This is a genomic window from Streptomyces sp. NBC_00454, assembly GCF_041434015.1.
Classification (GTDB): Bacteria; Actinomycetota; Actinomycetes; order Streptomycetales; family Streptomycetaceae; genus Streptomyces.
In genome coordinates this window covers 1,191,109-1,214,541 of the sequence record NZ_CP107907.1, presented here as the reverse complement: position 1 = coordinate 1,214,541, position 23,433 = coordinate 1,191,109, and the positions used below count along the sequence as shown (strand labels likewise).

At 75.0% G+C, this 23,433-nt stretch carries 19 protein-coding genes; 13 read left to right on the top strand and 6 right to left on the bottom strand.

The window, feature by feature from the left end; translation table 11 throughout:
• The first annotated feature begins 225 nt into the window (after positions 1–225).
• Positions 226–1,728: a PLP-dependent aminotransferase family protein gene (locus OHU74_RS05595; RefSeq protein ID WP_371614872.1), complete on the top strand. Its 1,503-nt coding sequence runs from the start codon at positions 226–228 to the stop codon at positions 1,726–1,728.
• Positions 1,729–1,756: 28 nt separating this feature from the next.
• Here OHU74_RS05595 and OHU74_RS05590 read toward each other — a convergent pair whose 3' ends face one another.
• Together OHU74_RS05590 and OHU74_RS05585 are read right to left on the bottom strand one after the other, a co-directional pair.
• Positions 1,757–3,394, bottom strand: a complete 1,638-nt coding sequence (locus OHU74_RS05590) for a hypothetical protein (RefSeq protein ID WP_371614871.1) — start codon at positions 3,392–3,394, stop codon at positions 1,757–1,759.
• 51 nt (positions 3,395–3,445) lie between these two features.
• Positions 3,446–3,640: a hypothetical protein gene (locus OHU74_RS05585; protein WP_125646070.1), complete on the bottom strand. Its 195-nt coding sequence runs from the start codon at positions 3,638–3,640 to the stop codon at positions 3,446–3,448.
• Positions 3,641–3,939: 299 nt separating this feature from the next.
• On the opposite strand from OHU74_RS05585, the gene OHU74_RS05580 reads away from it, so the two are divergent.
• The 4 genes from OHU74_RS05580 to OHU74_RS05565 all read left to right on the top strand — a co-directional run bounded on the left by OHU74_RS05580 (position 3,940) and on the right by OHU74_RS05565 (position 7,791).
• Complete coding sequence (locus OHU74_RS05580; RefSeq protein ID WP_371614870.1) at positions 3,940–4,356, top strand: ankyrin repeat domain-containing protein; 417 nt, start codon at positions 3,940–3,942, stop codon at positions 4,354–4,356.
• Positions 4,357–4,699: 343 nt separating this feature from the next.
• Entirely contained in the window at positions 4,700–6,097 is a 1,398-nt protein-coding gene (locus OHU74_RS05575; protein WP_371614869.1) for a HEAT repeat domain-containing protein, read from the top strand.
• Positions 6,098–6,226: 129 nt separating this feature from the next.
• Positions 6,227–6,730, top strand: a complete 504-nt coding sequence (locus OHU74_RS05570; protein WP_371614868.1) for a DUF2867 domain-containing protein — start codon at positions 6,227–6,229, stop codon at positions 6,728–6,730.
• Entirely contained in the window at positions 6,727–7,791 is a 1,065-nt protein-coding gene (locus OHU74_RS05565; RefSeq protein ID WP_371614867.1) for an alpha/beta hydrolase, read from the top strand. The genes OHU74_RS05570 and OHU74_RS05565 overlap by 4 nt, the downstream gene beginning before the upstream one ends.
• Here OHU74_RS05565 and OHU74_RS05560 read toward each other — a convergent pair.
• Genes OHU74_RS05560 through OHU74_RS05550 form a run of 3 tightly spaced genes read right to left on the bottom strand, consistent with a single transcriptional unit; the run spans position 7,698 to position 10,005 of the window.
• Positions 7,698–8,567: a biotin-dependent carboxyltransferase family protein gene (locus OHU74_RS05560; RefSeq protein ID WP_371614866.1), complete on the bottom strand. Its 870-nt coding sequence runs from the start codon at positions 8,565–8,567 to the stop codon at positions 7,698–7,700. The two genes, OHU74_RS05565 and OHU74_RS05560, sit on opposite strands and share 94 nt — an antisense overlap.
• The gene (locus OHU74_RS05555; protein ID WP_371619576.1) at positions 8,564–9,196 is read right to left on the bottom strand and encodes an allophanate hydrolase subunit 1; all 633 of its coding nucleotides are present in this window, start codon (positions 9,194–9,196) and stop codon (positions 8,564–8,566) included. Before OHU74_RS05555 ends, OHU74_RS05560 begins: the two co-directional genes overlap by 4 nt.
• 8 nt (positions 9,197–9,204) lie before the next feature.
• On the bottom strand, positions 9,205–10,005 hold the full coding sequence (locus tag OHU74_RS05550) for a LamB/YcsF family protein (protein WP_371614865.1): 801 nt from the start codon (positions 10,003–10,005) through the stop codon (positions 9,205–9,207).
• A 115-nt stretch (positions 10,006–10,120) separates the two neighbouring features.
• On the opposite strand from OHU74_RS05550, the gene OHU74_RS05545 reads away from it, so the two are divergent.
• The 4 genes from OHU74_RS05545 to OHU74_RS05530 all read left to right on the top strand — a co-directional run bounded on the left by OHU74_RS05545 (position 10,121) and on the right by OHU74_RS05530 (position 17,812).
• Complete coding sequence (locus tag OHU74_RS05545; protein ID WP_371614864.1) at positions 10,121–11,626, top strand: hypothetical protein; 1,506 nt, start codon at positions 10,121–10,123, stop codon at positions 11,624–11,626.
• A complete protein-coding gene (locus tag OHU74_RS05540) occupies positions 11,623–12,009 on the top strand; it encodes a hypothetical protein (protein WP_371614863.1) in 387 nt (128 codons plus the stop codon). Before OHU74_RS05545 ends, OHU74_RS05540 begins: the two co-directional genes overlap by 4 nt.
• Positions 12,006–12,947 carry a hypothetical protein gene (locus OHU74_RS05535; protein ID WP_371614862.1) on the top strand — a complete coding sequence of 314 codons (942 nt, stop codon included), beginning with the start codon at positions 12,006–12,008 and terminating at the stop codon, positions 12,945–12,947. Before OHU74_RS05540 ends, OHU74_RS05535 begins: the two co-directional genes overlap by 4 nt.
• A gap of 101 nt (positions 12,948–13,048) precedes the next feature.
• On the top strand, positions 13,049–17,812 hold the full coding sequence (locus OHU74_RS05530; protein ID WP_371614861.1) for a hypothetical protein: 4,764 nt from the start codon (positions 13,049–13,051) through the stop codon (positions 17,810–17,812).
• 15 nt (positions 17,813–17,827) lie between these two features.
• Here the strand turns inward: OHU74_RS05530 and OHU74_RS05525 are convergent, their stop codons facing one another.
• Positions 17,828–18,310, bottom strand: a complete 483-nt coding sequence (locus tag OHU74_RS05525) for a hypothetical protein (protein ID WP_371614860.1) — start codon at positions 18,308–18,310, stop codon at positions 17,828–17,830.
• Between the two features lie 360 nt (positions 18,311–18,670).
• Between OHU74_RS05525 and OHU74_RS05520 the strand changes: the two genes are divergently transcribed.
• Genes OHU74_RS05520 through OHU74_RS05505 form a run of 4 tightly spaced genes read left to right on the top strand, consistent with a single transcriptional unit; the run spans position 18,671 to position 23,252 of the window.
• The gene (locus OHU74_RS05520) at positions 18,671–21,715 is read left to right on the top strand and encodes a nitrate- and nitrite sensing domain-containing protein (protein WP_371614859.1); all 3,045 of its coding nucleotides are present in this window, start codon (positions 18,671–18,673) and stop codon (positions 21,713–21,715) included.
• Positions 21,712–22,149, top strand: a complete 438-nt coding sequence (locus OHU74_RS05515; RefSeq protein WP_330295286.1) for a roadblock/LC7 domain-containing protein — start codon at positions 21,712–21,714, stop codon at positions 22,147–22,149. Before OHU74_RS05520 ends, OHU74_RS05515 begins: the two co-directional genes overlap by 4 nt.
• Before the next feature lie 10 nt (positions 22,150–22,159).
• Positions 22,160–22,645 carry a DUF742 domain-containing protein gene (locus OHU74_RS05510; protein ID WP_371614858.1) on the top strand — a complete coding sequence of 162 codons (486 nt, stop codon included), beginning with the start codon at positions 22,160–22,162 and terminating at the stop codon, positions 22,643–22,645.
• Entirely contained in the window at positions 22,626–23,252 is a 627-nt protein-coding gene (locus OHU74_RS05505) for an ATP/GTP-binding protein (RefSeq protein WP_371614857.1), read from the top strand. The genes OHU74_RS05510 and OHU74_RS05505 overlap by 20 nt, the downstream gene beginning before the upstream one ends.
• Positions 23,253–23,433: the final 181 nt, after the last annotated feature.

Here is a 23,433-nt window from a genome sequence, read left to right as displayed (position 1 = left end):
GGTCCACCCGGCGGAGGCTACCCGCAGGTGCGGACCGGCCCCGTAGTGGTTCCACCCGGTGCGGACCGACTCCCTGGCCGCTCCGCCCGGTCCGGACGGAGCCCGCAGCGGGCCCTCCCGGTCCGGGCGGGAGGGCCGCGTGGCATTCTGGACCTGCGGAATCAAGCCAATCCCGGCCCTTGGCGGGACAGCAGAGGCCAATTTTACGAAGGTGGACCGGATCCCATGGCGCAGTGGACCTCGGCGGTAGGTGCCGCACAGCTCGGCCGGCTCATCACCTCCCAGCAGGGCCGGGCCGCGGTACCCGGCGCGCGCAAGCCGCCCGCGTACCGCAGCCTCGCCGACGGGATCCGCCTCCTCGTCCTCGAGGGCCGTGTCCCCGTCGCCGCCCGGCTCCCCGCCGAGCGGGAGCTCGCCCTCGCGCTCTCCGTCAGCCGCACCACCGTCGCCGCCGCCTACGAGGCCCTGCGCAGCGAGGGGTTCCTGGAGTCCCGCCGGGGCGCCGGGAGCTGGACCTCCGTGCCCGCCGGCAACCCCATGCCCGCGCGCGGCCTGGAGCCCCTGCCCCCCGAGTCCCTCGGGTCGATGATCGACCTCGGCTGCGCCGCCCTCCCGGCCCCCGAGCCCTGGCTCACCAAGGCCGTCCAGGGCGCCCTGGAGGAACTCCCGCCGTACGCCCACACCCACGGGGACTACCCGGCCGGGCTGCCCGCCCTGCGCCGGATGCTCGCCGACCGGTACACCGAGCGCGGCATCCCGACCATGCCCGAGCAGATCATGGTCACCACGGGCGCGATGGGCGCCATCGACGCCATCTGCAGCCTCTTCGCCGGCCGCGGCGAGCGGATCGCCGTCGAATCCCCCTCCTACGCCAACATCCTCCAGCTCATGCGCGCCGCGGGGGTGCGCCTCGTGCCGGTCGCGATGGGGGAGGGGCTGACGGGCTGGGACATGGACGTCTGGCGCCAGGTCCTGCGCGACTCCGCCCCCCGCCTCGCCTACGTGGTCGCCGACTTCCACAACCCCACCGGGGCGCTCGCCTCCGACGAGCAGCGCCGCGCGATGGTGGAGGCGGCCCGCTCGGCCGGGACCGTGCTCGTCGCCGACGAGACCATGATCGAGCTCCAGTTCGACCCGGCGATGGAGATGCCGCGCCCGGTCTGCTCCTTCGACCCGTCCGGCTCCACGGTCATCACCGTCGGCTCCGCCAGCAAGGCCTTCTGGGCCGGCATGCGCATCGGCTGGGTCCGCGCGGCCCCCGACGTCATCCGCAGCCTCGTGGCGGCCCGCGCCTACGCGGACCTCGGCACCCCCGTGCTGGAGCAGCTCGCGGTGGACTGGCTGATGCGCACCGGCGGCTGGGCCGAAGCGGTGGCGATCCGCCGGAACCAGGCCCGCGAGAACCGGGACGCGCTGGTCGCGGCGGTGCGCAGGGAGCTCCCGGACTGGGAGTTCCGGGTGCCGCTGGGCGGTCTGACCCTGTGGGCCCGCGCGGGCGGGCTGTCCGGCTCCCGGCTGGCCGAGGTGGGCGAGCGGGTCGGGGTACGGGTCCCCTCGGGGCCCCGGTTCGGCGTCGACGGGGCCTTCGAGGGGTACGTACGGCTCCCGTTCACCGTCGGTGGCCCGGTGGCCGAGGAGGCGGCGGCCCGGCTGGCGGCCGCGGCCCGGCTGGTCGGCACCGGCGCGGGCGGCGGCGGCGCGGAGCCGCCGCGCACCTTCGTCGCCTAGGCCGGGGCAGGGGTCCGGAAGGGACGGCCTACGGGGCGTCCGCCGGGACCTCCGGGATCTCCGAGGCGTCGATCGCCGGGCCCTGGGACTGGGCCGGCGGCTGCACGATGTGCAGGGGCTTGCTCAGCGTGACGTGGTCCGGGACGGGCTTGGGCTGCGCCTGCCGCTCGGGCAGCAGCTCCAGTACCGCCTGCCGGGGTCCCGGGTGGGTGGCGTCGTCGTACGGGTCCGGGGTGGCGGGCACCTGCAACCGGTGCACGGGACCGGCGCCGAGCCGGGCGTACCCGCGCCCCGGCGGTACGGCGGCCGTGGGCGTGGTGTGCGGGGGCAGCCCCAGCACGTCGGCGATCTGCTGGATGGTGGCCGCCCCGAGCACCACTCGGGCCCTGGTGTGCTGCCAGACGGAGTCGTGCAGCAGCTCGAGGTGGTCGAACTGCTCGGCCACCACCACGGTGACGTGCGCGGCCCGTCCGTGCCGCAGCGGCACCTGGAGCTGCGCGAGCGGGTCGGGGGCGCCCTCGGCGGTGGCCAGGTGGGCCAGCACGGTGGGCCGGTCGAGCAGGATCCACAGCGGGCGGCGGGTGTCCTCGGGGGCGGGCCTGCCGGCTTCGCGGGCCCGGTGGGTGGCGATCAGGCGCCGCTCGGTCTCGCGCGCGGCCCACTCCAGGGTGGACAGCGCCCCACTGGGCCCGCACTCCACGGCGAGGACCCCGGAGCGCCCGGAGAGGCAGGAGTACTCGCCGCTGCCGCCGCCCTCCACGATCAGTACGTCGCCCCCGTGCCGCAGGGCCTGCAGGGCAACCGAGCGCAGCAGGGTGGACGTGCCGCTGCCGGGCTGGCCGACGGCCAGCAGGTGGGGTTCGGCGGAGCGGGAGCCGGTGCGCCAGATGACCGGCGGCATGTCGCGGGGCTCGTCGCCCTCCAGGACGGGCAGGGTGCGCTGCACGCTGCCCGGATCGGTGAAACCGAGCACGGTCTCACCGGGGGAGGTCACGAAGGGCTGGGCGGCGATGCCTGTCGGCAGCGCCGCCAGCACGCTCAGGTCGAGCTGGTTGCCCTCCTCGTCCCAGTCGAAGAGATACTCCCGTCCGCGCCCGGACTTGGCGTGCAGCAGTGCCTCGATCCGGGCCCGTGACGCGGCCTCGCCATCGGTGAAGTAGGCCGGGTAGCGGATGTGGAGCCGGGTGACGCGGCCCGCCTCGTCGAACTCGTAGCCGCTGAAGGCCTTGTCCCACTCCCCGCCGTGGGCGAAGAGCGGACTGGGGTCCTCCGGGATGGAGAAGTACGGCACGAGGGCTTCGTAGAGGGAGCCGAGGCGTTCGGTCTCGGCATCGCTGGGCCCGGTCTTCACCGGGGTGCGGTCGCGTCCCTGCCAGGCCGCCGCCGCCATGAGGGTGATCAGGGCGGTGAGCGGTCCGTAGGGGACGAGCGCGACCACGAGGACGCAGGCGGCTCCCAGGAACAGCGCGGGACCACGCTTGTCCTTGGGGGTGTCGCACCATTTGCGCCGCCCGGCCGATGCCAGGATGCGCAGCCCGCGTCCGATGGTGAGGAGCGGATGGAGGACGTCCGTGGCGCTGTCGGCGGCCGTGCGAGCGAAGTCGCGGCCCCGGGTCAGCGACACGGTGCCGCTGCTGAGGATGCGGGGAAGTGGGCGCCGGGCCACGGGCGTCTCCTGGAGTTGTGGATGCTTCGGACGGGTTCCGGGTGCCGGGCGCTAGAGCTTGATCCCGCCGAGAAGGCTCGCGAGGCTCGCCGTGCTCGCCGTGATGCTGGGGGCGATGGCCGAGCCGGCGAGGAAGAAGCCGAAGAGCGCGCAGACGAACGCGTGCGTCAGCTTCATGCCGTCCTTCTTGAAGAACAGGAAGGCGATGATGCCGAGCAGTACGACACCTGAGATGGACAGGACCATGAGAGGTTCTCCTGGTGGGTGGGGACGGTCACCATCAGTTCTTCCAGGCTCACAGGAAGTATCAATGCGACAAAAGGTGCATACGGGTGAATCCCCGGGTTTTTCACTTGACCGGCCCAGCCCGGCTGGCGCGCCGGAAGCGTAGGGGGCAAGAGGCTCGCGGGGTGATCATTGCCTCGGCCCGGCCCGCTCATGTGCAGGTCCGGGCGCTACGCTGGCGATTCACCCGTACGGAGGCACTGCCGTACGCACCCCTGCCCGCGCAACCCCGGGTAACCCCGTGAAAGGCGGTACGACCGATGAGTGAGCACGTCGAGGACAGCTCCCAGGACGTTCCCGACGAGGACGTCATCGAGCTGGCCACCAAGATCTTCGACCTCGCCCGTCAGGGTGAGACCGAGACCCTCGCCGCCTACCTGGACGCGGGCGTCCCGGCGAACCTCACCAACGACCGCGGCGACACCCTCGTCATGCTCGCCGCGTACCACGGCCACGCCGAGGCCGTCACGGCCCTGCTGGCCCGCGGCGCCGAGGCCGACCGCGCCAACGACCGCGGCCAGACCCCGCTCGCCGGGGCCGTCTTCAAGGGTGAGGAAGCCGTCATCCGCGCGCTCCTCGCCGGCGGGGCCGATCCGGAGGCCGGAACGCCCTCCGCCGTGGACACGGCCCGCATGTTCGCAAAGGCTGACCTGCTGGAACTTTTCGGAGCCAAGTAGTCCGCTTTTGGCGGTTCCTTGCGAGGCCGTTGGCCGTTCCAGACCTCACGGATTGGTCACGGCGGCCTTAAATGTGGTCGCGGCGCACAAACCGCCTGGGTCATCATGACGTCGGATTCGATTCGCGGACAGGACGGACGGGCAGGAGCGGGCAGGACACAACGGGTGTCCGAACCCACACCTGCCGGGGGACCGCCGCCCTGGCCGCGAAGCACCGACGAGAGTGAGAAGGCAATGGTCTACATCGAGCGGAACAAGACGGCGGACGTCCTCACATGCTGTTACGCGGCCCTGTGAATCCCGATTCCCGGTTGCGTCCCCAGCTTGATTTGAGGCCATTCCCATGTTCGAACCAGTCATAGCGCCAAGCGGCACCCTGCTCGGGCTCCTCCAGCGGGGGCGCGGCGACGGAACGCTGCACGCACTTGCCGCGCCCAGGGCCGAGGCCCTGTCGGCGCTCAACCAGTGCGTGGCCGGCGATCCCCGCCAGGACTGGCAGGTCGAGAACCGCTCCTTGTACTACGCCCGCCTGTACGTGGATCTCGACGGCCCCCTCGGCGAGATCGAGAACCACCTCTTCAGCGTCGACGACCTCGTCGACGAGGACGAGCGCCGCACCGGCCTCGCCCTGTCCGTGCTCGGGCACCTGGCCTCGTACGGCCGCGACGACGCGCTCATGCTGCTGCGCCGCTACGCCGCCACGGGCGCCGGCTGGGCCTGGGCCCTCGACGAGCTCGCCCTGCGCGACGACGACGAGGGGCTGCGCTCGCTCGCCGCCCCCGTGCTCGCCCGCTTCCCCGCCACCCCGGAGGGTGAGGCGCGGCTCGCCGCCGCCGTCCGCGACGCCTACGAACCCAGGCCCTGGTGCCTGTGGGAGGAGGACCCCGCCTACGGCGAGCGCCTGCGCGCCGCCCGCCAGCAGGGCTCCTTCGACCGCTGGCAGCGCCAGCTCACCCCGCGCGGCCCCCAGCCCGGCTGGGGCGTCCAAGCCGTCTTCGACTGGGCCGCCGACGGCCTGCTCCGGGGCACCCCGCTGCACGTCCCCGCCGCCCGCTGCCTCGCCGCCGTGGCCACCCCCGAGGACCGCTCCGCGATCCTCGCGGCCGCCGCCGGCGCCAACGGCGAGGCCGCCCGCGCCACCGCGCTGCACCACCTGGTCCTCGCCGAGCCGGAGAACCCGGCCGTCCTGGACCTCATCGAAGCCGCCGGGGACGAGCCCGCCGTGGCCGCCTACGAGCGCATGTGCGGCCCCGCCGCCCTCGAACGGGCCCGGCGCTGGGCCCACCGCCCCGACGCCCTCGGAGGGGCCGCTGCGGCCCTCCTGGCCGCCCGCGGCGGAGCCGAGGACGCGGGCTCGGTGCTCGGAGCACTGCGCTCCACCGTGCGGGGCTCCGGCCCCGACTCGGTGCGCCTGTTCGCCCTGGTCGACGGAGCCGGCCGGCTCGCGATCGCCTGCTCGGCCCCGGTGCTGCGCCACATCTACCGGGAGACGGCCTCGTCGCACCTGAGGGGCCGGGCCGCACGGGCCCTGGCGGCCACGGACCCGACCTTCGGATCGGGCTTCGCGGTGGAATGCCTCTGGGACTGCGAGGAGACCACGCGCGAGGTGGCCGCCCACCACGCCGAGACGGCCGACGCCCGCGTCGCGCCCCGGCTGCGGAGACTGGCCACGGACCCGGCCGAGGAAGAGGACGTCCAGTCGGCGGTGCGCAACCGGATCGCGCCGGAGTCCGCGGTGTAGTCGTCGCCGTGGTCGGCGGCGCAGTCCGCTCTTCAGGGGCCTCCGGCCCGCCGCACCGGGCCTGGGGGGGCCTGAAGGGCCCAGGGCCTCGTATGAGGTAATGGGCGGACGGCCAGAGGGGGTTGCGTGATGGGCGGAACAGTTCGCCGGCGGGTTGCGCCGGTGGTGGGGGCCGCGGTCGCGAGCCTCGGATCCTACGACCACGTGGACGCGGTGGCGGTGGACGTGGCACCCGGAACGAGCGCCACGGACTTCGTCCGGCTCGTCTCCACCGGAAGCCCCGCCTGGGTCGGCCGGCTCCTGGCCCTGCGGGACCGGCTGGTCGCTCCGTTCGGCCTCCAGGTGCAGGAGCGGGGCAAGCCGGCCGAGACCCGGATCGAACCGGGCGTCAAGCGCGGGCCCTTCCGCGTCCTGTCGGTCACGCAGGACGAGGTCCTGTGCGGGGACGACGACAAGCACCTCGCCTTCCGGGCCTCCTTCGCAGTGCGGCCCAAAGCCGACGGGTCGGGGTCGGAGGGCGTCTGCACGACGGTGGTCCGGTTCGAACGGACCGCCGGGCGGTTCTACTTCCGGGCCATCGAGCCCTTCCACCACCTCGTCATTGTGAGCCTGCTCCGCCCCCGCACGTCGTGACCGCACCGCCCTTCGACCGCGAACTGGGCGCGGCCCTCGCCGCCTCGGGGCACGCGGTGCGCGAGCCGTTCACCCCCGGCAACCTCGCCGCCCGCCAGGAGCGGGACGCCGCGGTCCGGGCGCGGCCGACCGTCCGCGAACTCGCCGACGGCGGCCGCTTCGAGGTGGACGAGCTGCGGGCGCCGGGACCGCCGGGCGGACCGGACGTCACCCTCGTGTGCGCACGCCCCACCGGGACCACCGGGCCGCTGCCGGTGCTCTACTACCTGCACGGCGGCGGAATGATCATGGGCAACGCGTGGTCCGTGCTTCCGCGGCTGCTCCGGGAATGGGCCCTGCCGCTGGGGCTGGCCGTCGTCTCCGTCGCCTACCGGCTGGCGCCGCGGACCCAGTACCCGGGACCGCTGGAGGACTGCTACGCCGGGCTCGTGTGGACGGCCGGGCACGCGGACCGGCTGGGGCTGGACGCGGACCGGATCCTCCTCGGAGGCAAGAGCGCCGGCGGCGGACTCGCGGCGGCGCTCGCGCTCCTCACCCGCGACCGCGGAGGGCCGGCGCCCATCGGACAGCTGCTCCTGTGCCCCATGCTCGACGACCGCGACCACACCTTCTCCAGCCGCCAGATGGCCGGAGTCGACACCTGGGACCGGACCTCCAACGCCACCGCGTGGCGCGCGGCCCTGGGTGACCGGTACGGCGCCGAGGACCTGCCGCCGTACGCGGCCCCCGCCCGCGCCACGGACCTGTCCGGGCTGCCCCCGGCATACATCGACGTCGGGTCGGCGGAGACGTTCAGGGACGAGGACGTGGCCTACGCCAACGCGATCTGGCAGGCCGGAGGCCAGGCCGAACTGCACGTGTGGCCCGGGGCCTTCCACGGGTTCGACACCCTCGCGCCGGAGGCGGCCCTCAGCCGGGACGCCCGCGAGGCCCGCCTCCGCTGGCTCGGGCGGGTCCTCGCACAGTCCTACAACCGGACGAAGCGCACCGTCAGTCCCGGCCCGGCCTGCGCCGCCGCGTCCAGGGCGCGGCCCGGGGGGACCACACCGACGACCGGGTAGCCGCCCGTCACCGGATGGTCGGCCAGGAAGACCACCGGATAGCCGTCCGGGGGGACCTGGACCGCGCCCAGGACCATGCCCTCGCTCGGGAGTTCCCCGGACCGGGCGCGCAGCAGCGGCGGCCCCGCCTCCGTGCGCAGGCCGATGCGGTTCGAAGCGGGGGAGACGCGGTACGGGGCGCGCAGCAGGCCGTCCGTCAGCGAACGGGCGTCGAACCAGTCGGCCCTCGGGCCCAGGCGCAGCGGGAGGACGAGTTCCGCGGGCGGGCCCGGGGTGGCGGGGGCGTCCACCCCGGCCACCGGATCCGGGCCGGGCGGGCCCACCGGCAGCAGGGCTCCCGCCGCCAGGACCGGGGGGCCCAGGCCCGACAGCAGGTCCGTCGAGCGACTGCCCAGGACCGGGTCCACGGCGAACCCTCCCCGCACCGCGACGTAGCTGCGCACCCCCGACTCCGCCCGGCCCACGGAAAGCTCCGCCCCGGCGCGCAGCAGGACCGGGGCTCCCCAGGGTGCGGGCCGCCCGCAGACCCGTACCGCACAAGGGGCGCCGGTCACGGCGACGAGCAGGGGGCCGGCCAGGGCGCGCAGGCCCACGCCGTCGAGGGTCGTCTCCAGCACGGCGGCCCGCGGCGGGTTGCCCAGGAGCCGGTTGGCCAGGGTGTGGGCCGCCGAGTCGAGGGCGCCCGAGCGGGGCACGCCCAGGTGCGCGTAGCCGGGACGGCCCCCGTCCTGGACGGTCGTCAGCGCGCCCGGCCGGACCACTTCGAAGGCCCTCATGCCGCCACCCCGGTCTCCGTGAACCGCACCCGTACTCCTGGCGCGAGGAGGGCGGCCGGTTCCCGTGCCGGGTCCCACAGCACCGCGTCGGTGGAGCCGATCAGCTGCCAGCCGCCGGGGGAGGAGCGGGGATAGACCCCCGCGTACTCGCCCGCCAGCGCCAGCGAGCCCGCCGGTACGGCCGTACGGGGCGTCGCGCGGCGGGGCAGCCGCAAGCGGGCCGGGAGGCCGGTGAGGTACCCGAAGCCGGGGGCGAAGCCGCAGAAGGCGACGCGGAAGGAGACGGAGCCGACGATGCCGGGGACCTCCTCGGGGGCGACCCCCCACAGAGCGGCCACCTCCGCCAGATCGGGCCCGTCGTAGCGCACCCGGACCGTGACCAGCGGGCCGTCGGCCGGTGCGAGCGGCGGGATCGTCCAGCGGCCGATGCGGGCGGCCAGGGCGCGCGGCTCGCGCACCCCGTCGAGCAGGACGGTCCGGGCCGCGGGCACGATCTCCCGTACGCCGCCCGGCCCGCCGAGTTCGCCCGCGTCCCGGCGGCGCAGCAGTTCCGCGTGGAGCGCGGCCACCTCCTCGGCGGAGTCCACCTCCAGGAGCAGGGCCTCGGCGCCCACGGGCAGGGCCCTCACCGCACCGGTCACGCGAAGGCCTCCACCCGGACCCCGGCCGCGCCGAGCGCCGCCCGGACGCGCAGGGCCAGGTCCGCCGCCCCGGGGGTGTCCCCGTGCAGGCAGAGCGAGCGGGCGGCCACCGGGATGCGGGATCCGCCGGCGGCCACCACCGAGCCCCCGGCGGCCATCGCGACCGCGCGGGCGACCACCGCGTCCGGGTCGTGCACCACGGCTCCCGGCTCGCCGCGCGGCACGAGGGTGCCCGCCGGGGTGTAGGCGCGGTCGGCGAAGGCCTCCGGGACGGCCGGCAGCCCGGCCCGTTCGGCGGCGGCGAGCAGCAGCGAGCCGGGCAGCCCGAGCACCGGCAGCCCCGCGCGCCCGGCCGCCAGCAGTACGCCCGAGACGACGGCGGCGGCCTGAGCGGCGTCGTGCACGGTCCGGTTGTAGAGCGCGCCGTGCGGTTTCACGTACGACACCGTGGAGCCGGCCGCCTTCGCGAACACCTCCAGCGCCCCGATCTGGTACGCCACCTCGTCGGCCAGCTCACCGGCCGGCACGTCCATGGAGCGGCGCCCGAAGCCCGCCAGGTCGCGGTACGAGACCTGCGCGCCGATCCGCACCCCGCGGGCGGCCGCCAGTTCGCAGACGCGGCGCATGATGGACGGGTCGCCCGCGTGGAACCCGCAGGCGACGTTGGCACTGGTGACGACCGACAGCAGGGCCTCGTCGTCGGTCAGCGTCCACCGGCCGAAGCCCTCGCCGAGATCGGCGTTGAGGTCGATCACGGGGGCGGGGCCGGACGGATCCGGTGTGATCATGGAAGCCATGCGGTGAGGGTAGAGCAGCGCGGGCCGTGTTCATGTGTGCCGGGTTCCGTCGGGGACGAAGATGCCGAACCATCCCGTTTGGGATGTTGTCACTGTCAGCGCCTAGTCTTTGTCCGTGACTTTCCCTGCCCCGGCGAAGACCCTTCCGTCCCCGGCGCCCGGCCCGGCCGCCGACGAGGGCCTGGCCCGGCGGCTGCGCGCGCTCGCCTGCACCGCCCCGCTGCACGACCTCGACGTCCGCAAGGCCAATCTGGCCGGCGAGTACGGGGGCTACGCGATGGCGGAGGTCGCGCTCGCCGCGATCGACCTGGTCACCCTCAACATGGACTTCGACACCGGAGCCGACCACGACCAGATAGTGGCCCGGTTGCTTCCGCGCATCGCCGCCCAGGCGCCGGGCCGCCCGGCGGCCGAGCACGAGCGGGTGGCCCGCTGGGTCCTGGAGAACCTGATCAACGTCGGCAGCGTCGACCGCGGCTTCCGGGCGATCTACGGCACCTTCGGGCCGGACGGGGTGTACGTCCGCCGGGACTACGACTTCAAGCTGATCGAGGAAGTCCCGGGCTACGGCGGCGCGGTGTACCTGCGGACCACGGACGAAGCCGTCAACGTCCTGGTCGGCGCCCTCGACACGGACGTCACCAGCGCGCAGATCGCCGCCGAGGTCAAACTGGAGGTCCTCATCAGCCGGGGCCGGCTCGCCGACGCCCAGCTCGCCGCCGAACAGGCCCGCTACCGGACCGTCCAGTACGCCGAGACCCTGCGCCGCACCCTCGACGCGACCCGGCGCAACGTGCGGGCCGTGGACTGGCTGGTGACCGTCCCCGACATGATCGCCGAGGCCCTCGACCACGTCGCCGACCGCTACCGCCACGAGAACGCGATCCTCACCAACATCCGCAAGGCGCGCGACGAGGCCGAAGAGCCGGAGAACAAGCGCCGCGCGGCCGAGCTCGTCGACATCGTCAAGGACTGCATCCGCCGCCACACGCAGCTGCAGTCCCGGCTGCTGGACGCCGGCCCGCTCTTCCGCGCCGAACAGGACCGCCAGGCCTTCGCGGCCCCCGCGCCGCGCTCCGGCATCGACCTCTACGGGCAGCTCGTGGCCCCCCTGCTGCCGCTGCCGCTCTCCCAGGCCTCCCGGGTCACCGACGCCTTCTTCGCGGCGGGAGCCGGGCTGCGCACCCCCGTCTCGGTCCGGGTCGCCGACCTGGTGGAGATCCTGCTGACCCCGCCGGTGGAGCGGGAACACCTGGGTCTGGAAATGCCGGAGCCGGACCTGATCGCGACCCCCGACGACAGCCGCTTCAGCGAGGAGCAGCTCGCCGCCGCGATGGCGCTCCTGGAACTCCCGCACGACGCCCCGCGCCGCCTGTCCGGCCTCCTGGCCGAGGCCCGCCGCTCCGACCCGGACCTGCCCTACCTGGTCGCCCTCCTGGCTGTCCACGCGGCCAGCCCGGCAGTGGGTACCGCGTACCGCCAGGGCGAGGAGCGGCTGCTCTTCGCGGTCGACGACGGCACCGAACTCGAAGACCCCGAATTCGGCGGCGCCGACCTCATCGTCGGCACCGCCCTGCTCGACGCGGCCGCCATGACGGCAGACCGCACGGAGGCGGCATGACCCCGCCCCTGCCCTGGCCCTGGCCGGGTCGCGGGACGGGCCCCGGGGCCACCACCCCGGACGCACCGCGCCGCCCGGCCGCCGCCTGCGGGGCCGCGGCGGTCGGCCGGGCGGCTGCCCCGGCTGTCGCGTGGGGGCCAGGACCGGCCTCCTTCTGCGCCGGCCCCGGGGCGCTGCGCTCCCGTCCGCCCGCCTCGGCCCGTACCCCCGGCCCGGCCGTGTCCGGCACCGGGGCACAGGCCCCGGCCTCCCGGCTCCGCCCGGGGGTGTGGGGGCTTGCCCCTGCTTTCGGGAAGGGGCGGGGTGGGGGAGATGCCCCACCCGCCGCCGGAGCCACCGCACCGCACACCACCACCCGCACCGCCGAGGAGACGTACCCGTGAGCGACCACCACGCCGAGCAGCACCCCGCGTGGAGCGAGCCCGACGCGCACGCACCCGAGGCATCGGCCCCGGCACCGGCCACCGTTCAGGCTCCGACCCCGGGACCCGGGGTCACCCCCGTGACCCCCGCCGACGCCGCCGACGCCGCGCGACTCGTCGCCTTCGGGCTCCAGCCCAAGCTGCTGCCCGCCCGTGACGCCGAGTACGCGGAGCTGCTGCGCCGCTACCGCGAGGACCCCGCCTTCGGCCGGCTCGCCGACGCCGTCGCCACCGGCCTCGGACTCGTCGTCCTGGAGGTGTCCCCGCGCGCCGGGATGGCCGTCGCCGCCGGCGAGGACTCCGTCTTCGCCGTCCGCATGGGCGACTACGCCCGCCGAGCCACCGCCGACTCCGCGGACCGCTTCCTGCACGGCCTCGCCCACCTAGCCGTCGCCGCGCTCGCCTTCCCCCGCCCCGAGGACCTCGCCGACGACGGCTACATCGGCCGGATCACCGTCAACGGGGTCGACGCCTTCGTCCGGCAGACCTGCCGCCGCCTGGAGGAGCGCGCCGAGGAGCTCGGGGAGAACACCGACCCGGCCTCCGACACCCCCGGCCTGGAGGCCGCCTGGCGGGTCTACGCCCGCCGCAGCGCGACCGGAGCCACCAAGGACGCGCGCCGCCTGGCCGGTTCCACCACCGGCATCGTCGGCAAGGCCGCCGCCTTCCTCACCGACTCCGGCTTCCTCCAGCGCACCGGGGACGACTCCGGAGGCACCTACCGCACCACCCCCCGCTACCAGCTCCAGGTCCGCGACATGGCGGGCAGCGCCGCCATGGCCGAGCTGCTGGAGCTGGGCGTGGTCCCCGTCAGCGACGGCAGCGCCAGCCTGCTGCCGCCGCCCGAGGGCGACGACCTGGAGCTCGCAGCCGACGCCGGGCTGCCCTTCCACGCCTGAGCCGCCGGCTCCCCGCCGCGGAGCCGCCGAGCCGCCGGCCGTCGACCCGCCGAGTCACTGATCCCCGTACGAACCACGAGAGACCGCGAGAACCCGCCGCCATGTACGAGCTGTCCCGGATCCGCCTCTACTCCATCGGGCCCGCGGGCGCGCGCTACGCCGACACCGTGCTCGACCTGCGCGGAGTCGGCGAGCCGGTGCCCCACCCGGCGCCCGCGCAGGCGGAGTTCTTCGAGGACGAGCCCACCGGCCCGCCACGCCGCCCCGCACCGGCCGGCGTGCTGTTCCTGGAGAACGGCGGCGGCAAGTCCGTCCTGCTCAAGCTGATCTTCTCGGTGATGCTGCCCGGCCACCGCAACACCCTGGGCGGCGCCAGCTCCGGCGTGCTGCGCAAGTTCCTGCTCGCCGACGACTGCGGCCACGTGGCGCTGGAGTGGCAGCACACCCAGACCGGCGAATGCGTGGTCGTCGGCAAGGTCAGCGAATGGCGCGGACGCCAGGTCTCCAACGACCCCCGCAAGTTCGCCGAGGCCTGGTACTCCTTCCGCCCCGGCCCCGGACTCAGCCTGGACAACCTCCCGGTGGCCGAGGCCACTTCGGTGCGCCCGCCCGTCGAAGGCGTCTCCGGCGCCCGGGGGCGGCGCCGCACCATGAAGGGCTTCCGCGACGCCCTCACCGAAGCCGGCAAGGCCTACCCGCACCTCGAGGTGTACTTCGAGGAGATCCACGACCGCTGGAACGAGCACCTCACCGAGGTCGGCCTCGACCCCGAACTCTTCCGCTACCAGCGCGAGATGAACGCCGACGAGGGCGAGGCCGCCGGCCTCTTCGCGGTGAAGAAGGACTCCGACTTCACCGACCTCCTGCTGCGCGCCGTCACCGACACCCGGGACACCGACGGCCTCGCCGACCTCGTCCACGGCTTCGGCAACAAGCTCGGCCGCCGCGCCGAGCTGATGGCCGAACGGGAGTTCACCGCCGGCTCCGTGGACCTCCTCACCCGGATCGTCGAGGCCGCCGGGACCCGCTCCCGGCTGCGCGACGTCCACGCGGGCGCCGAACGCCGCACCCGCTCCCTCGCCCGGCGGCTGTCCGCCCGCGCCACCGAGGAACGCGGCCTCGCCGCCGACCTCGCGCAGCGGGTCACCGGCGCCGCCCACGAGGTCACCGCCGCCGAGTCCGCGCGCACCCGCAGCGCCGCCGTCTCCGCCGAACTCGCCTACCGGCACGCCTCGCTGGCCCTGACCGTCGCGGACAAGGCCGCCGCCGCGCAGCGCCGCGAGCTCCTCGAAGCCCGCACCCTGCACTCCGCCTGGCAGGCCGCCGAGATCGTCCTGCGCCACCGCGCCGCCGCCGACGGCTCCGCCCGGGTCGCCGCCGCGATCCTGGAGGCCGAGAGGGACGCCGCCCCCGCCCTGGCCGCCCGCGCCACCGCCGCGGGAGAGCTCGTACGGGCCCTGCACACCGCCGCGGAGCAGGGCGAACGGGCCGCCAACGAGGAGGAGGAGCGCTCCGCCGTCCTCCAGGCCACCGGCGAGGCCGCCCACCGCGACGCCACCGCCGCCGCCACGGCCGCCCAGCGGACCCGCAGCGAGGCCGAGCACCTGCGCGCCCGCCTCGCCGAGGTCCAGCAGGAGACCGACGAGGCCGTCCGGGCCGGCTGGCTCGACGACTCCGCCCCCGACGCCGACCCGGCGCGCGCCGCGCTGGCCGCCGCCGACGCGGAGAAGACGGCCGTGGCCGCCTGGGAGGAGTCCCGCGAGGCCGCCCGCAGCGCCTCCGAAGCCGCCCGCGAGGCCACCGGTGCTGAATCCCGCGCCGAACTCACCGCCGCCCGCGCGGCGGACGCCGCCGACGCGGCCGAAGCCGCCCACGAAGCCGAGGAACGCGCCGCCGCCTCCCTGGCGGCGTCACCCCGCCTGGCCGCCCTGCTCGGCCTGCCCTCTGCCTCCGACGCCACCGATGCCACCGACGGCTCGGTCCCCGGGGCCGACGCGGGTACGGGCCTTCGTGCACCGGGCCCCGCCCCCTCCGCCGGCCGGTCCGGCTCGGCCGGTCCCGCGGGCGCGTCCGCTGCCGCCGGAGCCCCCGGCGGGCTCACCGTCGCCGACCTCGACCGGGGCTCCGACGAACTGGCCCGGATGCTGGCCGACACCGTCGGCTCGGCCGAACGCCAGCTCTTCGAGCTGCGCACCGCCGCCGCCGACGACTCCCGGATCCTCGGAGCCCTCGGCGACGGCGGCCTGCTGCCGCCCGGCCCCGACGTCCTGGCCACCGTCGAGTACCTCGGCGAGCACGGCATCCCGGCCCTCCCCGGCTGGCGCTACCTCGCGCAGTCCGTGGACCCCGCCGCCCACGCCGCCGTCCTCGCCGCCCGCCCCGAACTCGTCGACGGCGTCGTCATCACCGACCCCGACACCCACGCCCGCGCCCGCGAGGTCCTCTCCGGCGCGGCCCTGCTGCCCCGCTCCACCGTCGCCGTCGGCACCGCCGCCGCGCTGCTGGCCCCCGTGGCGCGGGTGGACGGCGACGCAGACACCGACGTCTCCGGGATCTTCATCGTCCCGCCGAACCCGGCGATGCACGACGAACAGGCCGCCGACGAGGAGCGCCAGGCGCTGCGCACCCGCGCCACCGCCCGCGACACGGAGATCCGGGAACTGGCCGCCCGCCTCTCCGGCGACCGCGAACTCGCCGCCCGGCTGCGCTCCTGGCGCACCGGCTGCCCGCCCGGCCGGCTCGCCGAGCTCGCGCAGCAGGCCGCCGCCGCCCGCACCTTCGCCGAAGAGGCCGAGGCCGAGCTCACGCAGGCCCGTACCGTCCGCGCCGAAGCGGACGAGGTCTCCGCCGACGCCGTCCGCATCCGCGACGAGCGCCAGGACACCGCCCAGCGAGCCCGCCGCGTCGCGGACGCCCTCGCCGGACTCGCCTACCGGCTGCGCGAGCGCGCCGGCTGGCAGAGCAGGCTGCGCGAACTCGCCGAGGACACCGCCGAGTCCGAAGCCCGCGCCGAGGTCTTCCTCGACCGGGCCCGCGCCGCCGACGAGGACCGCCGCGCCGCCCAGCGCGCCGCCGACGACGCCCGCCGCACCGCCCGCGCCCTGCGCGGCGAACGCGCCGAGGTCGCCGGCGCACCGGACCCGCTGCCCGCCGACGACGGCACGGCCAAGGCCCCGCTCCCCGACCTCCGCGAGGCCTACCGCGCCGCCTCCCGGCTCTACGAGAAGGTGGGCGTCGGCGCCGACCTGCGCGCCGAACAGGCCCGCGCCGAGAGCGACGAGAGCGCCGCCCTCGCCGAGCTCGACCGCCTCACCAACAAGGTCCGCACCCGCGCCGCACAGCTCCTCGAAGGCACCGACGGCGCCGACGGACCCTCCCGGCAGGCCGCCGCCGCCCGCGCCGAGGCCCTCGTGCAGATGCTGGAGACCCGCGCGTCCACCGCGAGCGAGCACCTCGGCCGACTGCGCGGCGAGGCCGAACGGCACGCCCCCGCCGAGGGCGGGGCACACACCGAACTGCCCGAGGAGCTGGTCCCCGACGACGTCGAGCAGGCCCAGGCGCTGCTGCGCACCGCCACCGCCCAACTCGGCGCCCACAGCTCCGCCCTGGATTCCGCGCGGTCGGCCCACGCCGACCTGCTGCGCGCCCACCGCACGGCCGAGGACGGCGCGGGCGGCTTCGACGAGACCGCCGCCATGCTCCGGGACCTGCTGCGCGACCACGCCCACCAGGAGGACGAGCAGGAGCCGGTGTCCCACCCCGGAACCCTGGAGGAGGCCCGCCAGTCGGCCACGGAGGCCCGCCGCTCGCTACGGGGCTGCGCCGCCGACCTGTCGGCGGCCGAGGCCGCCGTCCGCGAGGCCAGCGACATCCTGGTCCGCCACGCCAACGCCAACCGCTACGAGCAGGTACGCACCCCCGCGCGCCAGCAGATCCGCGAACTGCCCGCCTCCGCCCTGCCCGAGCACGCGGCGGCCTGGGCCGTCGCCTTCGCCCCCAGGCTGCGCGTCCTCACCGACGAGCTGGCGCAGCTGGAGCGCAACCGCGACAGCATCGTGGACCGGCTGCGCGGACTGGTGGAGTCCGCCCTGGCCACCCTGCGCTCCGCCCAGCGGCTCTCCCAGCTCCCCGAGGGCCTGGGGGAGTGGTCGGGCCAGGAGTTCGTGCGCATCCGCTTCGAGGAGCCCGACCAGGCCACCCTCACCGAGCGGCTCGGCGAGGTCATCGACGAGGCCACCCGCGCGGCCGTGAAGAAGAACAGCACCGCCTCCTTCGGCGAAGGCCGCCGCGACGGCATGTCGCTGCTGCTGCACGGGGTCCAGGCGGCCCTGGAGCCCAAGGGCATCTCGGTGGAGATCCTCAAGCCGGACGCGGTCCTGCGCGCCGAGCGGGTCCCGGTCGGCCAGATGGGCGACGTGTTCTCCGGAGGCCAGCTGCTCACCGCCGCGATCGCGCTCTACTGCACGATGGCCGCGCTGCGCAGCAACGACCGGGGCCGGGACAAGCACCGGCACGCGGGCACGCTGTTCCTCGACAACCCGATCGGGCGCGCGAACGCCACGTACCTGCTGGAGCTCCAGCGGGCCGTCTCCGACGCGCTCGGGGTCCAGCTGCTGTACACGACGGGCCTGTTCGACACCACGGCCCTCGCCGAGTTCCCGCTGGTCATCCGGTTGCGCAACGACGCCGACCTGCGGGCAGGGCTGAAGTACATCAGCGTCGAGGAACACCTGCGCCCGGGGCTGCCCCAGCAGTCCCCCGACGAGGAGACGATCCACGGCGAGATCACGGCGACCCGCATGTTCCGCCGTTCGACCACCCCGAGCCCGAGCCCGAGCCCGGTCCCCGGCCCCGTCGGATCCTGAGGCCGGCCGGCCCCGTCAGCCCCGCCCGGTGCCCGAGGGCGGCGGCCAGATGCCGGCCGCGTCGCCGCGCCCCCGTATTCGCTCACCGGTCGCAGCCGGCCGGGGCCCCGCCCCCGCCGGCTGCGACCGGGCCTCACGGCGGGCCCGGCGCCGCTCGCGCCGACGACCCCGCGCCGTGCTGCTGGGCTCCGAGAAGACCCCGTACCGCTGGTTCCACATCTGCCGGGTGATCAGCACGTCCAGCACGCCCCAGGTGGCCACGACGGTCCCGGCTATCGCGCAGAGCGACAGCGGGAAGGCCAGCCAGGAGCCGGTGACCGCCAGGAAGAAGGCGATCGTCGCGTCCGTCAGCGTCACGGCCACGATCAGCACCGCGCGCACGGCGGAGTCCCGCACCGGGTCCGGCATGCGGCGGCGCCCCGCCTCCTGGTCCACCCACAGGGCCCGCCCGGCCGACGCCCCGGATCTCGCGTCGCCGTCCTCGTACTTCTTCGCCATGCCCCGCTCCCTCCCCTCCACGCGGCCGCTCACGCCCGCCCCGAACAGCTAGACGTACGGCGTCCTCGAGAGATTCCCGCATCGCGGACCTCCGGAACGCGCCGCATCGTCGCGGAACGAATAATTCCAGCCATCCATTCCGGTACGGGAACTGACGCCGCACCAAGTGTCATCTGCCGCATATCGGGCCGCTCTCGACCGGAACTATCGGACAACTCGTGATCTTCACCCGGAGCATCGGCCGAAAACGTCCGGACAGGCCTTCGAGGGTGCCCTGTGGCAGTAGTAGGCTCACGCCGTTTAAATGACGGAACACCAACCCCCGGTAACGGGGTTGACCTGGGGGAGGCTGGGGAGGCCATGCGCTTTCGCGGGAAGTCCATCCGCCGGAAGATCGTGGCGTTGCTCCTTGTGCCGCTCGTCTCCCTGACCGCCCTCTGGGGCTTCGCCACCGTGATCACAGGTCAGGAGGCCTTCCAACTCCTCGGCGTGGCCTACGTCATCGACAAGGTCGGCTACCCCGTCGAGGACGTCGTCCGCGTCATCCAGAAGGAGCGCCGCCAGACCCTCGTGGTCATCGGCGACCCCCGCGCCTCCACCGCGACCTCCGAACTCATCAAACGGCGCGGCGCCACCGACGAGATGGTCGCGAAGATCGCCGCCGACGCCAGCGACCCCGAAGTGGCAGACGAGCTCACCCCGCTCGCCGCCCAGCGCCTGAACTCCATCCTGGAGGCCTTCCACGGCATCGGCGCCCTGCGCGGAGCCGTCGACGCCGGCTCCCTCAACACCAGCCAGGCGCTGGAGCTGTACAACCGGCTCGTCGACCCCTGCTACGAGTTCCTCATGAACCTCCACGCGCTCGAGAACGTGGAGATGGACAAGCAGGGCCGCGCCCTCGTCGGCATCACCCGCGCCCGCGAGACGCTCTCCCGCGAGGACGCCGTCATCGCCTCGGCCCTGGCCTCCCGCAACGTCAGCCAGGACGACGTCCGGCACGTCACCGACTTCGTCGCCAACCGCAAGCTGCTCTACGAGTTCAACCTCGCGATCCTCCCGGCCGCCGACCGGGAGCAGTTCGAGCAGTACTGGAACAACCCGGAGAGCCGGGGCCTGCGCGAGGCAGAGGAACGATTCATCGCCTCGGGCCCCGGCCACAACAACCCGCGCGGCGTCAACGCCGCCCAATGGGACAAGGGCGCGCAGAGGGTCCTCGACGACCTCGCCACCATGGGCACCGCCGCCGGCGACCGCTACCAGAAGCGCGTCCAGCCCGTGGCCATGAACGTGCTGGTCCAGGCCGCCGTCGCCGGAATCCTCGGCTTCATCGCCCTCATCGTCTCCCTCGTCCTGTCCGTGCGCATCGGCCGCGAGCTGATCCGCGACCTGTCCCGGCTCCGCAAGGAGGCACACGAGGTCTCCGGCGTCCGCCTCCCCGGCGTCATGCGCCGCCTCGCCGCCGGCGAGAACGTGGACGTCGAGACCGAGGCGCCCCGCCTGGAGTACGAGAAGGACGAGGTGGGCCAGGTCGGCCAGGCCCTCAACACCCTCCAGCGCGCCGCCATCGAGGCCGCCGTCAAGCAGGCGGAACTGCGCCGCGGGGTCTCCGAGGTGTTCGTCAACCTCGCCCGCCGCAACCAGGTGCTCCTGCACCGCCAGCTCACCCTGCTCGACACCATGGAGCGGCGCACCGAGGACACCGAGGAACTCGCCGACCTCTTCCGCCTCGACCACATGACCACCCGCATGCGCCGCCACGCCGAGGGCCTGGTGATCCTCTCCGGCGCCGCACCCTCCCGCCAGTGGCGCAAGCCCGTCCAGCTGATGGACGTCGTACGGGCCGCCGTCGCCGAGGTGGAGGACTACGAGCGCATCGAGGTACGGCGACTGCCGCGCCTGGGCATCGCCGGCCCGGCCGTCGCCGACGTCACCCACCTCATCGCCGAACTCCTCGAGAACGCCACGGTGTTCTCCCCGCCCCACACGGCGGTCCAGGTCCTCGGCGAACGCGTGGCCAACGGGTTCACCCTGGAGATCCACGACCGCGGCCTCGGCATGACCCCGGAGGCCCTGCTCGACGCGAACCTGCGCCTCGCCGAGACCCCGGAGTTCGAGCTCTCCGACACCGACCGGCTCGGCCTGTTCGTGGTCAGCCGCCTCGCGCAGCGCCACGACGTCAAGATCGGCCTCCAGCCCAGCCCGTACGGGGGCACCACCGCGGTGGTCTTCCTCCCGGTGGCCCTGCTGACGGAGGCTCCCGAGACCGACGGCACCGGCATCCGCCTGGCCGGCGGCAAGGCCGTGGGCGGCCCCAGGCGTCCCGCGGCGGCCGTCGAGGGCGGGCAGGCCGACCGCCGGCTCCCGGCCGGCGCCGAACTGCGCGGCCCCGTCGAACTGGAGGCCCCGGTCGGCATCCCGGGGCTGGAAGACCCCGCCACGGCCCTGGAGGGGACCGCCAGCGGCATCACGGGCCTCACCGGGATCTCCGGGGTCACCGGGAACCCCGGAGCCAAGGGTCGGCCCGCCATGGCCACCCTCGACGACGAGACCCCGCCGAACGGCACCCCGCGCAGCGCCCTGCTCGGCCTGCGCCCGGCGGGCCGCCCGCACGCGGAGCGGCACGCCGAGCGCGGCACGCCCTGGAAGGGCGACCGCATCGGGGAACGCATCAGCGACCGCGCCGCGGACGCCGCCGCCGAGCGCGGCGGTGCCCGGCCCCTCGACCGCGACGGGGGCCGCGACGCGGGCCGGGACGGTTTCCGAGACCGCGACGGCTTCCGCGACCGGAGCGGCCACGGCGCCCCGGACCGCGACCGCGGCTCCGACCGCCGCGGCCCCGACCGCGAGCCCCTGGCCCCCACGGGCCCGGTCCGCCTGGAGTCCCCCCGCCCGGACCCCGCCCGCGCCGAAGGCTCCCGCACCACGGGCGCCGTACCGCTCCCGCGCCGGCGCCCCACGCCGACCCTGGTCGCCGAGCACGGCCGCCGGGTGCCCCGGCCGGTCTCCGCCGTCCCGGACCCCGATCCGGCCCAGGGCGCCCCCGAGGCGGCCCCGGCCAAGTCCGGCCCGGCCCAGGGCACGGCCCTGCCGCGCCGGATCCGGCAGGCCAGCCTCGCGCCCCAGCTCAAGAACGCCCCGGCCCCGGCACCCGCCGAAGCCGCCGCCGACACGGTGGAGGACCGCGACGCGGAGGACGTGCGCCGCCGCATGTCCGCGCTCCAGCGCGGCTGGACGGCGGGACGCGACCAGCACGCACAGCAGAACTCGCAGCAGGACGCACGCCGCGACGCCCGGCCGGACGCCCGGCCGGACGTCCGGAACCCAGCACCGCAGCCGTCCGGGACCGAGGCCGGCGCCCCTGCCGCCACCGGGCCCGGATACGAGAACGAAGGGGACGGTCGATGACCGCACCGCAGTCCGGGAACGACACCAGGGGCCGCGGCTCCGGCCCGCTCAACTGGCTTCTCGACGAGCTCGTGGACAAGGTCGCCAGCATCCGCAAGGCGGTGGTCCTCTCCGGCGACGGCCTGCCCACCGGCAGCTCCAAGGACCTCACCCGCGAGGACAGCGAGCACCTGGCGGCCGTGGCCTCCGGCTTCCACAGCCTGGCCAAGGGCGTCGGCCGCCACTTCGACTCCGGCAAGGTCCGCCAGACCGTGGTCGAGCTGGACGAGGCGTTCCTGTTCGTCATGGCCGCCGGAGACGGCAGCTGCCTGGCGGTCCTCGCCGACTCCGACTCCGATGTCGGGCAGGTCGCGTACGAGATGACCCTCATGGTCAAGCGCGTCGGTGACCACCTGGCGACCGCCCCGCGCACCGGGCTGCCAGCCGGAGGGTGAGTCGTACGGCATGAGCGATTCAGGCCAGGACCACCCCGCCCGCCTCTCCGACCCCGCCCCCGACGAGGCGCCCGATCAGGCCCACCGAGCCCACGAGGCCCACCAGGCGCCCGATCAGGCCCCCGACCAGTGGTTCGACGACGAGGCGGGTCCCGTCGTGCGCCCGTACGCGATGACCCGCGGCCGGACCAGCCACGCCGGCCAGCACCGGCTCGACCTGATCGCCCTCGTGGTCGCGGAGCCCGCGGCCGACGACCCGGTCTGGGACGCGACGCTGTCCCCGGAACACGCCCACATCCTCGGGCTGTGCCAGCAGCGCCCGCAGTCCGTGGCGGAACTCGCGGCCGAGCTCGACCTGGCGGTCGGGGTCGTCCGCGTCCTGATCGGCGATCTCGTCGACGACGAACTGGTCCACGTGACCAGGCCGGTCCCCCCGGCCGAACTGCCCGACGAATCCATACTGCGTGAGGTGATCGATGGCCTTCGGGCGCTCTAGCCGCACCGGCGCCATGCATGCCGTGACGCCGGTCGAACCGCTGACCCTGAAGATCCTGGTCGCGGGCGGCTTCGGGGTGGGCAAGACCACCCTGGTCAGTGCGGTGAGTGAGATCAGGCCGCTGCGGACGGAGGAACGGCTCTCCGAACCGGGCCGCGGCATCGACGACACCGGGGGAGTGGAGGGCAAGAACACCACGACCGTGGCCATGGACTTCGGGCGGATCACGCTCCGCGAGGACCTGGTGCTCTACCTGTTCGGCACGCCCGGACAGGACCGGTTCTGGTTCCTGTGGGACGAGCTGGCCCAGGGCTCGCTCGGCGCGGTCGTCCTCGCGGACACCCGGCGCCTCGCCGACTGCTTCGCCGCCGTCGACTACTTCGAACGGCGCGGGATCCCCTTCGTGGTGGCGGTGAACTGCTTCGACGGCGCCGACCGCCACCCGGTGGTGTCCGTACGCGAGGCGCTAGACCTCGCTCCGGAGGTGCCGGTCCTGCTGTGCGACGCCCGGGACCGGGAGTCCGTCAAGGACGTCCTGGTGGGGGTCGTGGAGCACGCGATGACCCTGGCCCGGGCCCGCCGCCAGAGCCTGACCGCCGGAGCCTGATCGCGGAGCCCGACATGGAGGCGGCCCGTACCCCCGCCGACTGGGGTACGGGCCGCAGCTCTCATGGGGGGATCCGGGGTCCCGGTCGCGGAGCGGGACTGTGGAGCGAGTGTGAACCCGCCGTCAGGGGCCGTCAAGCGTGCGGACAACAGCCCCTGTTCAGCAAGGGTCGGCCAAGGAC

What these genes read in the sequence shown, in the direction of transcription:
- OHU74_RS05520 (WP_371614859.1), top strand. Translation starts at nt 18,671, where the DNA reads ATGCGCTTTCGCGGGAAGTCCATCCGCCGGAAGATCGTGGCGTTGCTC.
- OHU74_RS05585 (WP_125646070.1), bottom strand. Translation starts at nt 3,640, where the DNA reads ATGGTCCTGTCCATCTCAGGTGTCGTACTGCTCGGCATCATCGCCTTC.
- OHU74_RS05560 (WP_371614866.1), bottom strand. Translation starts at nt 8,567, where the DNA reads ATGAGGGCCTTCGAAGTGGTCCGGCCGGGCGCGCTGACGACCGTCCAG.
- OHU74_RS05525 (WP_371614860.1), bottom strand. Translation starts at nt 18,310, where the DNA reads ATGGCGAAGAAGTACGAGGACGGCGACGCGAGATCCGGGGCGTCGGCC.
- OHU74_RS05580 (WP_371614870.1), top strand. Translation starts at nt 3,940, where the DNA reads ATGAGTGAGCACGTCGAGGACAGCTCCCAGGACGTTCCCGACGAGGAC.
- OHU74_RS05595 (WP_371614872.1), top strand. Translation starts at nt 226, where the DNA reads ATGGCGCAGTGGACCTCGGCGGTAGGTGCCGCACAGCTCGGCCGGCTC.
- OHU74_RS05540 (WP_371614863.1), top strand. Translation starts at nt 11,623, where the DNA reads ATGACCCCGCCCCTGCCCTGGCCCTGGCCGGGTCGCGGGACGGGCCCC.
- OHU74_RS05510 (WP_371614858.1), top strand. Translation starts at nt 22,160, where the DNA reads ATGAGCGATTCAGGCCAGGACCACCCCGCCCGCCTCTCCGACCCCGCC.
- OHU74_RS05575 (WP_371614869.1), top strand. Translation starts at nt 4,700, where the DNA reads ATGTTCGAACCAGTCATAGCGCCAAGCGGCACCCTGCTCGGGCTCCTC.
- OHU74_RS05530 (WP_371614861.1), top strand. Translation starts at nt 13,049, where the DNA reads ATGTACGAGCTGTCCCGGATCCGCCTCTACTCCATCGGGCCCGCGGGC.
- OHU74_RS05570 (WP_371614868.1), top strand. Translation starts at nt 6,227, where the DNA reads ATGGGCGGAACAGTTCGCCGGCGGGTTGCGCCGGTGGTGGGGGCCGCG.
- OHU74_RS05505 (WP_371614857.1), top strand. Translation starts at nt 22,626, where the DNA reads ATGGCCTTCGGGCGCTCTAGCCGCACCGGCGCCATGCATGCCGTGACG.
- OHU74_RS05550 (WP_371614865.1), bottom strand. Translation starts at nt 10,005, where the DNA reads ATGGCTTCCATGATCACACCGGATCCGTCCGGCCCCGCCCCCGTGATC.
- OHU74_RS05515 (WP_330295286.1), top strand. Translation starts at nt 21,712, where the DNA reads ATGACCGCACCGCAGTCCGGGAACGACACCAGGGGCCGCGGCTCCGGC.